9 protein-coding genes and 1 other RNA gene are annotated in these 13,434 nt (G+C 66.7%); 3 read left to right on the forward strand and 7 right to left on the reverse strand.

The window, feature by feature from the left end; all coding sequences use genetic code 11:
* Positions 1-122: 122 nt before the first annotated feature.
* The 3 genes from clpB (at position 123) to METUNV1_RS13205 (ending at position 5,700) form a co-directional block, all read left to right on the forward strand.
* Positions 123-2,708 (forward strand): ATP-dependent chaperone ClpB, encoded by a 2,586-nt coding sequence (gene clpB / locus METUNV1_RS13195; protein ID WP_008062585.1) that lies wholly within the window; start codon positions 123-125, stop codon positions 2,706-2,708.
* A 167-nt stretch (positions 2,709-2,875) separates the two neighbouring features.
* Positions 2,876-4,585 carry a glycerophosphodiester phosphodiesterase family protein gene (locus METUNV1_RS13200; RefSeq protein WP_008062587.1) on the forward strand — a complete coding sequence of 570 codons (1,710 nt, stop codon included), beginning with the start codon at positions 2,876-2,878 and terminating at the stop codon, positions 4,583-4,585.
* Positions 4,586-4,740: 155 nt separating this feature from the next.
* Positions 4,741-5,700 carry a tRNA dihydrouridine synthase gene (locus tag METUNV1_RS13205; protein ID WP_008062589.1) on the forward strand — a complete coding sequence of 320 codons (960 nt, stop codon included), beginning with the start codon at positions 4,741-4,743 and terminating at the stop codon, positions 5,698-5,700.
* Here METUNV1_RS13205 and METUNV1_RS13210 read toward each other — a convergent pair.
* The 7 genes from METUNV1_RS13210 to METUNV1_RS13240 all read right to left on the reverse strand — a co-directional run bounded on the left by METUNV1_RS13210 (position 5,685) and on the right by METUNV1_RS13240 (position 13,272).
* A complete protein-coding gene (locus METUNV1_RS13210; RefSeq protein WP_008062591.1) occupies positions 5,685-7,958 on the reverse strand; it encodes an ATP-binding protein in 2,274 nt (757 codons plus the stop codon). The genes METUNV1_RS13205 and METUNV1_RS13210 overlap by 16 nt on opposite strands.
* Positions 7,955-9,001: an ABC transporter substrate-binding protein gene (locus tag METUNV1_RS13215; RefSeq protein WP_008062592.1), complete on the reverse strand. Its 1,047-nt coding sequence runs from the start codon at positions 8,999-9,001 to the stop codon at positions 7,955-7,957. The genes METUNV1_RS13210 and METUNV1_RS13215 overlap by 4 nt, the downstream gene beginning before the upstream one ends.
* Positions 9,002-9,172: 171 nt before the next feature.
* Positions 9,173-9,535: a transfer-messenger RNA gene (ssrA, locus tag METUNV1_RS13220) on the reverse strand.
* Positions 9,536-9,566: 31 nt separating this feature from the next.
* A complete protein-coding gene (locus METUNV1_RS13225) occupies positions 9,567-10,226 on the reverse strand; it encodes an HAD-IA family hydrolase (RefSeq protein WP_008062593.1) in 660 nt (219 codons plus the stop codon).
* Positions 10,219-10,926: a bifunctional 2-polyprenyl-6-hydroxyphenol methylase/3-demethylubiquinol 3-O-methyltransferase UbiG gene (ubiG, locus tag METUNV1_RS13230; RefSeq protein WP_008062594.1), complete on the reverse strand. Its 708-nt coding sequence runs from the start codon at positions 10,924-10,926 to the stop codon at positions 10,219-10,221. The genes METUNV1_RS13225 and ubiG overlap by 8 nt, the downstream gene beginning before the upstream one ends.
* A 127-nt stretch (positions 10,927-11,053) precedes the next feature.
* Positions 11,054-11,800 carry an OmpA family protein gene (locus tag METUNV1_RS13235; RefSeq protein WP_008062595.1) on the reverse strand — a complete coding sequence of 249 codons (747 nt, stop codon included), beginning with the start codon at positions 11,798-11,800 and terminating at the stop codon, positions 11,054-11,056.
* Positions 11,801-11,940: 140 nt separating this feature from the next.
* Entirely contained in the window at positions 11,941-13,272 is a 1,332-nt protein-coding gene (locus METUNV1_RS13240; protein WP_008062596.1) for a TRZ/ATZ family hydrolase, read from the reverse strand.
* Between the last annotated feature and the right edge of the window lie 162 nt (positions 13,273-13,434).

Below are 13,434 nucleotides of genomic sequence, written 5' to 3' on the forward strand. Positions count from 1 at the left end.
GCGTGCGATGACGTCACTTTACCGGACGTGACCGCCGCATTTGACCGGCATCAAGCGTTTGCCGGTTGAAAAGCGGATCGTTCGCCCCAGATAGCGTCCAGATCAAGTTCACGGAGGCGTTCATGCGTTTCGACAAGCTCACCACCAAATTCCAGCAGGCGCTGGCCGATGCCCAGAGCCTGGCGGTCGGTCGCGACCACCAGTACATCGAGCCGGCCCACCTGATGCTCGCGCTGCTGAACCAGGACGACGGCTCCACCGCGTCGCTGCTCGCCCGGGCAGGCGTCAATGTCGCGCCGCTGAAGAAAGCGGTGGATGAGGCGCTGTCGCGCATCGCCACGGTCGAGGGCCACGGCGGCGAGGTGCAGATCGGCCGCGACCTCACCAATCTGCTCAATCTGGCCGATCGCGAGGCGCAGAAGCGTGGCGACCAGTTCATCGCCTCGGAAATGTTCCTGCTCGCCGCCACCGGCGACAAGGGCGAACTCGGCCGCGTACTGAAGCAGGCCGGGCTGGAGCGCGCCGCGCTGGAAAAGGCGGTGGAACAGGTGCGCGGCGGCTCGTCGGTCGGTTCGGCCGAAGCGGAGGGCGCGCGCGAGGCGCTGAAGAAGTACTGCATCGACCTGACCGAGCGCGCCGCCGCCGGCAAGCTCGACCCGGTGATCGGCCGCGATGACGAAATCCGCCGCGCCATCCAGATCCTGCAGCGCCGTACCAAGAACAATCCGGTGCTGATCGGCGAGCCGGGCGTGGGCAAGACCGCCATCGTCGAAGGGCTGGCGCAGCGCATCGTCAATGAAGAGGTGCCGGAAACGCTGAAGGGCAAGCGCGTGCTGGTGCTGGACATGGCCGGCCTGCTGGCCGGCGCCAAGTTCCGAGGCGAATTCGAGGAACGGCTGAAGAGCGTACTGAACGAGGTGGCCAAGGACGAAGGCCGCATCATCCTGTTCATCGACGAAATCCACACCATGGTCGGCGCCGGCAAGGCCGAAGGCGCGATCGACGCCGGCAACATGCTGAAGCCGGCGCTGGCGCGCGGCGAACTGCACTGCATTGGCGCCACCACGCTGGACGAATACCGCAAGTACATCGAGAAGGACGCCGCGCTCGAGCGCCGCTTCCAGAAGGTGCTGGTGGACGAGCCGACGGTGGAGGCGACCATCGCCATCCTGCGCGGTCTGCAGGAGAAGTACGAACTGCACCACGGCGTCGACATCACCGACCCGGCCATCGTCGCCGCGGCCGAACTGAGCCATCGCTACATCACCGACCGCTTCCTGCCGGACAAGGCGATCGACCTGATCGACGAGGCGGCCGCGCGCATCAAGATGGAAATCGACTCCAAGCCGGAGTCGATGGACAAGCTCGACCGCCGGCTCATCCAGCTCAAGATAGAGCGCGAGGCGGTGAAGAAGGAAAAGGACGAGGCGTCCATCCGCCGGCTCGGCCTGATCGAGGAAGAGATCGACAAGCTGCATAAGGAATATTCCGACCTCGAAGAGATCTGGAAGGCCGAGAAGGCGCAGGTGGTGGGCAGTGCGCACATCAAGGAAGAGATCGAGAAGGTGCGGGTGCAGATGGCCGACCTGCAGCGCAAGGGCCAGTTCGACAAGCTGGCCGAACTGCAGTACGGCAGGCTGCCGCAGCTCGAGGCACAGCTGAAGCAGGCCGAGAAGTCGGGCGACGTGAAGCCGCAGAACAAGCTGCTGCGCACCGAAGTCGGCGCCGAGGAAATCGCCGAGGTGGTGTCGCGCGCGACCGGCATTCCGGTGAGCAAGATGATGCAGGGCGAACGCGACAAGCTGCTGAAGATGGAAGACCGCTTGCACCAGCGCGTGATCGGTCAGGACGAGGCGGTGCGTCTGGTGTCGGACGCCATCCGCCGCTCGCGTGCCGGTCTCAGCGACGAGAACCGCCCCTACGGCAGCTTCCTCTTCCTCGGCCCGACCGGTGTCGGCAAGACCGAACTGTGCAAGACGCTGGCCGAATTCCTGTTCGATTCGGAAGAGCACCTGATCCGCATCGACATGAGCGAATTCATGGAGAAGCACTCGGTGAGCCGCCTGATCGGCGCGCCGCCGGGCTATGTCGGCTATGACGAAGGCGGTTACCTGACCGAGGCGGTGCGGCGCAAGCCCTACAGCGTCATCCTGTTCGACGAGGTCGAGAAGGCGCATCCGGACGTGTTCAACGTGCTGCTGCAGGTGCTGGACGACGGTCGCATGACCGACGGCCAGGGCCGCACGGTGGATTTCAAGAACACGGTCATCGTGATGACCTCCAACCTCGGCAGCCAGATGATCCAGCAGATGGCCGGCTCGGATTACGGCGTGGTGAAGCTGGCGGTGATGAGCGAGGTGAAAACCTTCTTCCGTCCGGAATTCATCAACCGGATCGACGAGGTGGTGGTGTTCCACGCGCTGGACGAACGCAATATCCAGAGCATCGCGAAGATACAGCTCGCCTATCTGGAAAAGCGGCTGGCCAAGCTGGACATGGGTCTGCAGGTGTCGGACGCGGCGCTGTCCGAGCTGGGCAAGGCGGGTTTCGACCCGGTGTTCGGCGCGCGGCCGCTGAAGCGCGCGATCCAGGAGCACATCGAGAATCCGCTGTCGAAGCGCATCCTCGACGGCAGCTTCGGGCCGAAGGACGTGATCGTGGTCGATGCCGATCCGGCGGGCCACTTCAGCTTCCGCAAGCCGAGCTGAGCAGTGCCGCCATGGTCCGTAAGGATCATGGCTTGCCGCCACCGTGGGCCGAAAGGCTCATGCGGGCGGGATTGCCGCGCAGTGTCCGTGTCATCAGGGCTCCATAGACTTCGAGGCCGTTCCGGCATGGGCCGGCACGGCCTTTCTGTCTGCGGAGTGACCCCCTCATGAGAACCATCCCTTCATCGCTGCGCCGTTGCGCGCTGGCGACCTTCCTGGCCCTGGGCTGGATGCCGGCACACGCCGCCGGCAACGCCGCGGCCTACACGGCTGGCGTGCTGGCCTCCGACCCGCTCGCCTACTGGCAGCTCGACGCGGTCGGCGGCCAGCTCAGTGGCGCTGACGCCAGCGGCAACGGGCTGAATGCCACACCGCTGGGCAGCGGACCGCTGGTCAGCGGCCTGTTTGGCGGCGCGGCCGCGGGTGGCGGCAACTATCTGCGTGCGCCGGCGCTGCCGTCGCTCACCGGCAGCAATGCGGTCAGCGTCGAGGCGTGGATACGGCTGGACGCACCGCTCGGTTCGATCGGCGAAAGCTTCGCCGGCATCTACGACAGCTCGCAGGATCACTACGCGCTCTACCTCGACCGCGCGAACGGCGAGCTGCGCTTCAAGGTGACCACGGCCAATGGCTATGCGGAACGGCCGGGCGCTTCGTCCTACATCGTGAACAAGAAGCAGGGCGAATGGATCCATGTGGTCGGCATGCTCGACCCGAACGACGCTGCCGGCGCCTCGGCCAAGATCTATGTCGACGGCGTGCTGCGCGACCGCCACACCGCCGCGAAACTCGCCTCCACGCTGCCGGCCGGGCAGGCCGCTGCGATCGCGGCCGACTGGAACGCCGGCAGCCCTAACCGCCTTTACAAGGCCGGCGGCGTCGATCAGGTCGCCATCTACGGCCGGGCGCTGAGCGAGGCGGAAATCCGCAGTCACTACGAACTGGGCAGCGGCAGGAACTTCGTCGCCACAGCCCCCCGTCCGACCAGCATTGCCGACGGCTTCGAAGTGATCGCCCATCGCGGCAATTCGATGTTCGCCCCTGAGAACACGCTGGAATCGAACCGCCAGGCCATCGCGCTGGGTGCCCACCGCTTCGAGACCGATGTGTGGGTGACGCGGGACGGCATCGCGGTGAACATGCACGACAGCACCACCACCCGCACCACCGGCGTCAATCGTTCGATTTCCGGCAGTACGCTGGCCGAGCTCGAAGCCCTGTCGGCCGGCTACAGCGACGTGTTCGGCACTCGCTACGCCGGCGAGAAGATTCCGACCCTGGTCGACACCCTGACCCTGGCCCGCGATGCCGGCGCCAAGGTCGTGCTGGATACCAAGGACGCGGCGGCGGGTGCGGCGATCGCGCGGGCGGTGGCGGAAACCGGCTTCGACCTGCACGACGCGGTGGCCTTCGGCTGGTCGGACGCTTCGGTGGCCGATCTGGTCAGCCATCTGGACGGCGCGGAGGTGTTCCACCTCGGCTTCTTCTCCACCTTCGTGTCGCGCGGCACGCTCGGCGCGCGGGCCGGCTATCTCGATCAGCTCAAGGGCGCGGGCGTGGACGGGCTGGCGCTGTCCTATGCCGATCTGCTGAGCCAGGGCGAACCGCTGTGGGGGGATCTGCTCGCGCTGGCTGCCAGCCGCGACCTGCGCGTGTTCACCTGGACGGTGAACGAGGCGGAAACCATGGCCGACCTGATGTCGATGAGCGCGATCCGCGAGATCGACGGCAAGAGGGTGACGGGTCGCCTGTCCGGCATCATCACCGACGATCCGGCCACCGCGCTGGCGCTGGTGTCGTCGGTGCCTGAACCCGGCAGCTGGGCGATGGGCCTGCTGGGTGGCGCGGTACTGCTGCTGCGCCGCCGCAAGGCCTGATCCGGCGCGACGAAACAGCAGGGCAGGGCGGGGCCGATGCGGGATAATCACGCATCGGCCCGACGGGCCCGCTGATTTCCTGCCGGATGCATGCTTCTTCCCGGACCGGCGCTGACACGCCGGCCGCCGTTTCTCCCCGCCTTCTGCTCGCCCCGATGGAAGGGCTGCTCGACGCCCGCCTGCGGGCCGAAGTCACCCGCATCGCGCACTACGACTGGTGCGTGACCGAATTCGTGCGGGTGACCGACGGCGTGCTGCCGCCGCGCAGCTACCAGCGGGTGGCGCCCGAACTGCTCAATGGCGCGCGCACCGAAGGGGGCGTGCCGGTGAGGGTGCAGCTACTGGGTTCGGATCCGCAGCAGCTGGCCGCCAACGCCGACCAGCTCGCCCGGCTGGAGCCAGCCGGCATCGACCTCAATTTCGGCTGCCCGGCTCCGACCGTGAACCGCCACCGAGGTGGTGCGGTGCTGCTGGACGAACCCGAACTGCTGCACGACATCGTGTCCGCGGTGGGCCGCGCGGTGGCCGGTCGCGTGCCCTTCACCGCCAAGATGCGGCTGGGCGTGCGCGACACCTCGCGCGCGATCGAGGCGGCGCAGGCGCTGGCCGAGGGGGGCGCCGACATGATCGTGGTGCATGCCCGCACCAAGCTCGACGGGTACAAGCCGCCGGCCCACTGGCCATGGATTGCCCGCATCGCCGAGGCGGTGCGGGTGCCGGTGGTGGCCAATGGCGAAATCTGGAGTGCGGACGATTACCTGCGCTGCCGCAGCGAAAGCGGCCTGCGCGACGTGATGCTGGGGCGCGGTGCGGTGGCTGATCCGCTGCTCGCGACGCGCATCCGCGCGCGGCTGGCCGGCGAGGATGAGGGCGATCCGGCCGGTGACTGGCCGCGCATCGCGCCGGCGCTGACCGGCTACTGGCGGCGCGTGCTGGCCCATGTCGAGGCGCGGCATGCGGCCGGGCGGGTCAAGCAGTGGCTCAATCTGCTGCGCCGCACCTATCCGCAGGCGGAAACGCTGTACCAGGCGCTGCGCCCGGTGCGCGACAACACTACGGTAGAGCGGATGCTGATGGCCGCGGTGGCCGAAGCCTGCGCTCAGGCGCCGGGCTGAATCGCCGTCTCGTGGCCCTGCAGCGCTGAACGGGCCTGTTCGAAGGCGGCGCGCAGCGGCGGAATGCGGTCGGACCAGTCCAGATCCGCAGCCGGTGCGGTCGCATCGGCTTCCAGTGCAGCCGCCAGTGCACTCAGCGGCAGGGCACCCACGCTTGCGCTGCTCGATTTCAGGCGGTGGGCGAGCTCGCGCAGCGTGGCGTGCGCGCCGGACTGCGCGGCGCTGTCCAGCCGGTCGATCAGCGCGGGGGTGTCCGCGATGAAGAGCGCCGCCGCGCGGCTGAGTCGCGCGGCGTTGGCGGGTACATCGACCGCCTGGGGTTCCGGCCGCGCGGCGTGCGGCGCAGGCTGCGCCGCCGGCCACCAGCGCACCAGCAGTTCGAGCAGGCTGCGCCGGTCGAAGGGCTTGGCCAGATAGTCGTCCATGCCCGCGTCCTGACAGCGTGCACGGGTTTCCGGCTGCACGTCGGCGGTGAGCGCAATGATGGGCAGATGCGCGCCGTGCCGTTCGCTGTCGCGTATCGCACGCGCGGCGGTGAAACCGTCCATTACCGGCATGTGGCAGTCCATCAGCACCAGATCGAAACTCTGTTCGGCGCACAGGCGGACAGCGCGCGCGCCGTCCTGCGCGACCACGACCTGACAGCGGGCGTCCTCAAGCAGCGCGCAGGCGACTTCCTGGTTCACCGGGTCGTCTTCAACCAGCAGGATGCGGCAGCCACCGGTGTTCGCGGGTGCCAGGTCCCGACCCGGCGGGGCGACCGGAGCGGTGCCGCGGGCCGCTTCCAGCGGCAGCGTGATGTGGATGCGGGTGCCGGCCCCCGGCGCGCTGTCCAGGCCGATGCGGCCGTGCATCAGTTCCACCAGCCGGGCGACGATGGACAGGCCCAGACCGCTGCCGCCGTAGCGGCGGGTGATGCTGCCGTCGCCCTGGGTGAACGGTTCGAAAATGCGCTGATGCAGCGCCTGCGGTACGCCGATGCCGCTGTCTTCGACCGACAGCTCGACCTGACGCGTCATCCGTCCGCCCGCGTCGAGGGCCGGCGCGGTGGCCTTGAGCCGGACCCGTATCGTGCCTTCAGGCGTGAACTTCAGCGCATTGCCGAGCAGATTGAGCAGGATCTGCATCAGGCGTCCGGCGTCGCCATGCACCATCACCGGCTCGGGCGGCCTGTCGCATTCGAGCGTGAGCCCGCGTTCGCGCGCACTGGCATCGACCGTATCCACCGCTTCGTCGAGCAGTGCGCACAGGTCGAAGTCGTTGCGCGCCAGCGTCATGTGGCCACCTTCGATCTTGGAAAAATCGAGGATGTCGTTGATGACTGAAAGCAGGCGGCGTCCGGATCGCCGGATGCGTTCGGCGTAACCGGTCTGGCGCGGATCGAGCTGCGTGCGCAGCAGCACTTCGCTCATGCCCAGCATGGCGTGCATCGGCGTCCGGATTTCGTGGCTCATGACCGCCAGGAAGTCGGATTTGGCGCGGTCCGCCTGGGCCGCCGCATCGCGCTCGCGGCGCAGTTCGACCTCGTGCCGTTCGATGCGGGCCAGCATGCGGTTCACGCTGCGTGCCACCACCGCCAGCTCGTCGCCGCCATCCTCTGCCAGCCGGCCTGATCCGGCCTGACCCGGCCGGATCGCTTCAAGGGTCTTCACCATGCGGCTGAGCGGATGGATGACGAAGTGCGACAGCACCAGAAACAGCAGCAGCATGCTGGTGGCCAGCACCGCGACATCCACGCCGGTGGTGATCAGCAGCAGACTGTTGCGGGCCGAATCGATCACTTCCTGGCGGAAACCGACCACCACGTCGGCCACCTTGCGTCCGGCCGGATCGATCACCGGGACCGAGACCGCGTGTGACTTGCCCGCCGCATCCGGCATGGATGTGCGGCCGGCGGCCAGCGCGCTGCGCAGCGTGGGCGACAGCGCAGGCATCGGCTGTCCGGCGCGCTGGGCACTGTGGAAAAGCACCTCGCCCTGCGGCGACAGCACGAAGGCGTAGGACAGATCCGGGTTGCGCTCCACCGCTTCTGCGCACTGGCGCTCGAAGCCCTGCAGCGCGTTCAGCGAAATGCCCAGGTAGAGGATGCGTTCCAGCTGCCCGCCGATCACCCGTCCGATCGCCTGCGCCCACATTTCGTGGGATTCGGTCTGCTTGCGGGTGAACACGTAGCTGGACGTGATCGCATTGACCACCATGGCCACCACCAGGACGGTGGAGGCGATGAACAGGATGCGGGTGCGCAGGCTCTGTTTCATCCGGCCGCCTTGTTCCATTCGAATTCGGTCACGATCTCGGATGACAGCAGTTCGGTGGCCTTGACCGTGATGCCGAGCTGGCGGGCGCGTGCCAGGCTGATGGCCGGGTGTCCTTTCACGGTCGGCAGTATGGGCAGGTCGGCGGCCCGCCGTCCGTCGATCAGGATGGCCCGCGCCAGCCGGCCTGCTGCCAGCCCCTGTTCGTGCTCGGAGATCGTGACCGAGCACAGCACACCGTGATGGATGCGGTCTATCCAGAAGCTGATGTCCGGCAGCGCGCTGTTTTCGGTCACCCAGCGCTGCACCGTCTTGTAGGGCACGTTGCGCCCGCTGTCGTCCTTCAGATTGAAAATGCCCAGATACACCACCGCATCCGCATGGCCCTGACCGTAATGTTTCACCCGCGACTGAAACTCGGCGTACCGGCTGGTCAGGTCTACCTGCGCCAGTTCGATGCCGGGCATGGCGGCCGCCCGCGCCCGTATGCGCTGGATGACCGGCGCCCAGTGCGGGGCGGCGTCCGAAATGACCGCAAGCCGGCGCACCCGGCCGCTCAGCGTGCGCAGCAGCTGCACCGATTCGGCGAAGTGCTCCTCTTCCAGCACGCCGGTCAGATTGGACGCACGCTCCAGCCCGTGGTCCGTCAGCGAGCGGTTGGCACCGCTGAACACCAGCGGCGGCGATGCGTCATCACGCAGGCGACCGATGTAGCCCAGGGCGTCGTCATCCGAGGTGTAGATCAGGTCAGGCTGCCAGGCCTGAATGTCCCGCCAGGCGACCGCCGCCCGGTCGGTCTTGGCCTGCGGCGTGCTGAAGCGTTTCACGTCCATCTGGAACACCCGGTATTCCGCCGGCGCCGCGCCCAGACCTTCCTTGAAGCCGGCAAACTGGCCGTCAGTCCACCGCCACGGTGAATCAAAGCTCATGACATGGTAGATGCGCAGCGGCCCGCGGGCGGAGACCACGCGCCAGGGCAGCGCTGCGGCAAGCGGCAGGGCCCTGCACAGCGCGCGGCGAACCAGGGACGGAGTAGGCGGGGGCATGGCCTATTTTCCTGAAGAAGGGCATCGCCGCATACGGTGCGGCAATCAAGAGGGATATTTTTCCATCTTTTTGTGTAAGCGCGGTGTCGTTGTGGCGGGAGGGAAACGGCAGGGAAAAATTCCCGGAAAAGAAAAAAGCCAACCGTTGCCGGTTGGCTTTTTGTCGGATGGTGGTGGAGGCGGCGGGAATCGAACCCGCGTCCGCAAGCCCTACGCAGACAGTTCTACATACTTAGCCTGGCCATTTGGTCTAACCCGTCACCCGCCGACCCGGCAGGCTGATGAAAGGCGATCCGCTTGATTTTCGTGATGCACCACGCGGCGGAGTGCATCCTTACTTTAGCTGTTAATGGCGCTGCGACCGGTTGCCCGGCCCGACCCGCTAATCAGTCGGTGCAGCGTCCGGCCTTAAGCGGCCAGAGCGTAAGATTCGTCGTTGGCGACTATCTAGTTTTCGGTTGGATTTACGAGGTACTCCGACCCTCGGTATGCCCTGCGCTGTTTCGCGACCCACGTCGAGACCAGGTCGCCCCCAGTGAGTAACAGATGGTACCACCTTGCCCGATTACAAGAGGGTCAGAAGTTCCAGCGGGTGATGGATGGTGTGGTCGGCGCCCCATTCGCTGTGATGGCGCGCACAGCCGAGGTAGCCGAAGGCTGCGGTGACCGAGGGCATGGAGGCTGCGCGGGCCGCCAGGATGTCGCGCTCGTCGTCGCCGACATAGAGGCAGGCAGCGGCGTCGATGCCCATTTCGGACGCTGCCAGCCGGAGCCCGGCCGGATCCGGTTTCGGCACCGGTACGCTGTCGCCGCTGACGATGCTGGCCGCACGTTCGTGCAGACCGAGTTCGCGCATCAGCGGCACGGTGAAGCGTGCCGCCTTGTTGGTCACCACGCCCCAGGGGATGCCCGCCTGTTCGAGTCGGGTCAGCACTTCGCCCATGCCGTCGAACAGCCGGGTGTCCACGCACAGCGCCGATTCGTACAGCGTCAGGAAACGCTCCGCCAGCGCCGCGTAGCGCGGGTCGTCCGGCGTGATGCCGAAGCCTGCGCCGATCAGTCCGCGGGCGCCGGCCGAGGTGTGCGGACGAAGCGTTTCTGCCGGCAGTTCGCTCAGGCCCTGTTCCACCCGCAGGCGGTTCAGTGCGCCACCCAGATCCGGCGCGGTGTCGGCCAGCGTGCCGTCGAGATCGAACAGCACGCCGCGGATGCGGGCCTCACTCATCGCGCACGCACCGCATCAGGTAATTGACCGCGGTATCGCGGCCGAGCGAATACACCTTGGTGAAGGGGTTGTAGCTCATGCCCAGCAGTTCCGCCTCACGCAGGCCCACCGCGCGCGCATCGCGCGCCAGTTCTGAGGGCTTGATCATCTTTTCGTATTCATGGGTGCCGCGCGGCAACAGGCGCAGCACGTACTCCGCACCGACGACCGCGAACAGCCACGACTTCGGATTGCGATTCAGCGTGGAAAAGAAAACGGTGCCACCGGGTCGGACCAGCGTGGCGCAGGCGCGCACGATGCTCGCCGGGTCCGGCACGTGTTCCAGCATTTCCATGCAGGTGACCACGTCGTACTGGCCGGGACGCGCCGCGGCGTGGTCTTCCGCCGACTGCAGCAGATACTCCGCTTTCTGCCCGCTTTCGAGCAGGTGCAGCCGCGCCACCGAAAGCGCCTTTTCACCGAGATCGATGCCGGTCACGCTGGCGCCGCGCACCGCCATGCTTTCGGCCAGGATGCCGCCGCCGCAGCCGACGTCCAGCACCCGCTTGCCGGCCAGACCGACGCAGCTGTCTATCCAGTCAAGTCGCAGCGGATTGATGTCGTGCAGCGGCTTGAATTCCGATTCCGGATCCCACCAGCGGTGGGCCAGCTCGGAAAATTTTTCAAGTTCGAGCGGGTCGGCGTTCAGATGTGTGGTCATGTGCGGAAGACAGTCCTGTACGGGGCGAGGTTTCCCGGAAAGGGCGGAATCTTAAGCCCTCGACCGGAGCCGGGGCGAAAAAAAGCCCTGCACACGTGCAGGGCTTTTCGTGAGACCGGGAACCCGATTACTTCTGGGTACCGATGATCTCGATTTCCACGCGGCGGTCCGGCTGCAGGCAATCCACCAGCTTCTTGTTGCTGCGGTGTTCCTTGCCCAGCTTCTTGCAGCTGTCGCCGGTCACCGGCTGGGTTTCGCCCTTGCCTTCGGTGTACACGCGGTTGGCTTCGACGCCCTTGCCCACCAGGTAGTCCTTGACGGCGGCAGCGCGCTTTTCCGACAGGGTCTGGTTGTACTTGTCCTTGCCGATGCGGTCAGCGTGACCCACAGCGATGATCACTTCCAGGTCGATGGAGCTGAGCTTGCTGACCGCTTCGTCGATCTTGGACTTGCCTTCCGGACGCAGGGTGGCCTTGTCGAAGTCGAACAGGGCGTCGGCCGACAGGGTGATCTTCTGCGCGGCGGGCTTCGGAGCCGGAGCGGGCGCCGGAGCGGCGGGCTGTTCAGCCTTCGGGGCCGGAGCAGCAGCCGGGGCCGGCTTTTCGCACACGTCCTTCGGCAGCAGGTCCTTGTCGCAGGCGCAGCCAACTTCCGGCACCGACGCGGCGTAGGCCGGGGTCCAGTAGCCGGTTCTCCAGCACAGGCCGGTGGCGCTGCGAGCGACCACGCCACGGGCGTCGATCACGTAAGGAATGTGGGCCTTCAGTTTCGGATCGACCTTGATGTCTTCAATGGCCGAGGCGTTGGAAGCGAAACCGGCCGTAGCGGCCAGCAGGGCGATGAGCAGCGGTTTTTGCGTCAGTTGTTTGAGCATGATCCCCTCTTATGAAACTTGAAGCGGTTGTCAACCGGCCTGCCCACCTGTCTTGGACCTGACAGGCAAAACTGGCGGCAAACCCGCGCAGTTCTGCGGATATGCCGGGCGGCAATCCAGAAAATAAGAGCCGCAAGCCGTTATAGAGCCACCTGATTTTGCCACAGGCGCGCGCGCGCCTTCAATTCATTGTTGTGCAGGTGCAACAAATTCCCCTGCGCTACGCGCGCTATGCCTGCGACCCAAACATCGGTCACGTGTTCCCTGCCGGCAGCATATACAAGGTGGGAAAGTGGCGAATAGCACGGCCGGGTTTCCGCCTCGTCCAGGCTGATGGCGCACAGGTCCGCGCTTTTTCCGGGACGGATTGATCCGGTTTCGTGTTCGATGCCCAGCGCACGGGCGCCGCCAAGCGTTGCCATGTGCAACAGCTGTTCGGCGGGCAGGGCAGCGGCGTCGCCGCTGGTCAGTTTGGCCATCAGGCCGGCGTGCCGCATCTCCTGGAACAGGTCGAGGCGATTGTTGCTGGCCACGCCGTCACTGCCCAGGCCGGCGTTGACGCCGGCGGCGATCAGGGCGGGCAGCGGACTCGCCCCGCTGGCCAGCTTCATGTTCGACGTCGGACAGTGGGCGACGCTGGCACCCTGGCGTGCCAGCAGCGCAACGTCGCCTTCGTCCAGATGCACTGCGTGCACCGCGATCAGCTCCGGCCCGACCAGGCCGAGACGGTGCAGGCGCTCAAGCGGGCGGACGCCGTGTTCGCTCAGGCTGCGTTCGATTTCTTCGCCGGTTTCATGCACGTGCATGTGGATGGGCAGCGACAGCTGTTCGGCCAGCGTACGGATGCGCTCGAAGGTGGCGTCCGACACCGTGTAGGGCGCATGCGGCGCGAGCGTGAAGTGCAGCAGCGGTTCGTGCTTGAAGCGGTCGCGCACTGCCAGGCCCTTGCTCAGATACTGGTCGGCGTCGCTGGCCCAGGCGCTCGGGAATTCCAGCACCACGACGCCCAGCGCGGCGCGCATGCCGGCTTCCAGCGCCGCTTCCGCGGCCGCGTCCGGGAAGAAATACATGTCGCTGAACGTGGTCACGCCACCGCGCAACATTTCGGCACAGGCCAGCAGCGTGCCGTCGCGCACGAAGTCGTGGCTGACGTGCTTCTGTTCGGCCGGCCAGATCCTTTCGGTCAGCCAGCGCATCAGCGGCAGGTCGTCGGCGTAGCCGCGCAGCAGGTTCATCGCGGCGTGCGCGTGCAGATTGACCAGCCCGGGGATGAGCACGTGGTCGCCCAGCGTGCGCAGCTGCCCGGGGCGGTAGCGCTGGCGCGCCTGATCCGACGGCAGCAGCTCGAGGATGCGCCCGTCGCGGACCGCAACCGCGTGGTGTTCGAGTACCTGGCCGGCCGGTTCGACCGGAATGATCCAGCGTGCTTCGATCAGCAGGTCGATGTCGATCGGCGTGGCAGGGGCGTGCATGGCAGGGTGGGTCTAAGGCGCGATGGGCAGGGCTGCGCAGTGTAGTCGGTCGGCCGCCGGTGCTGTGACCCGGAACGGCATACGGCTGCATGTTAAACTCCCGGTTTGGCTGAACAAACCGGCATTCGCAGACCGGGTTCACTCCAACATACAGCCGACGTC

Origin of the sequence: Methyloversatilis universalis FAM5 (assembly GCF_000214035.2) — a bacterium.
Lineage (GTDB): Bacteria > Pseudomonadota > Gammaproteobacteria > Burkholderiales > Rhodocyclaceae > Methyloversatilis > Methyloversatilis universalis.

What these genes read in the sequence shown, in the direction of transcription:
- clpB (WP_008062585.1), top strand. Translation starts at nt 123, where the DNA reads ATGCGTTTCGACAAGCTCACCACCAAATTCCAGCAGGCGCTGGCCGAT.
- METUNV1_RS13200 (WP_008062587.1), top strand. Translation starts at nt 2,876, where the DNA reads ATGAGAACCATCCCTTCATCGCTGCGCCGTTGCGCGCTGGCGACCTTC.
- METUNV1_RS13205 (WP_008062589.1), top strand. Translation starts at nt 4,741, where the DNA reads ATGGAAGGGCTGCTCGACGCCCGCCTGCGGGCCGAAGTCACCCGCATC.
- METUNV1_RS13210 (WP_008062591.1), bottom strand. Translation starts at nt 7,958, where the DNA reads ATGAAACAGAGCCTGCGCACCCGCATCCTGTTCATCGCCTCCACCGTC.
- METUNV1_RS13215 (WP_008062592.1), bottom strand. Translation starts at nt 9,001, where the DNA reads ATGCCCCCGCCTACTCCGTCCCTGGTTCGCCGCGCGCTGTGCAGGGCC.
- METUNV1_RS13225 (WP_008062593.1), bottom strand. Translation starts at nt 10,226, where the DNA reads ATGAGTGAGGCCCGCATCCGCGGCGTGCTGTTCGATCTCGACGGCACG.
- ubiG (WP_008062594.1), bottom strand. Translation starts at nt 10,926, where the DNA reads ATGACCACACATCTGAACGCCGACCCGCTCGAACTTGAAAAATTTTCC.
- METUNV1_RS13235 (WP_008062595.1), bottom strand. Translation starts at nt 11,800, where the DNA reads ATGCTCAAACAACTGACGCAAAAACCGCTGCTCATCGCCCTGCTGGCC.
- METUNV1_RS13240 (WP_008062596.1), bottom strand. Translation starts at nt 13,272, where the DNA reads ATGCACGCCCCTGCCACGCCGATCGACATCGACCTGCTGATCGAAGCA.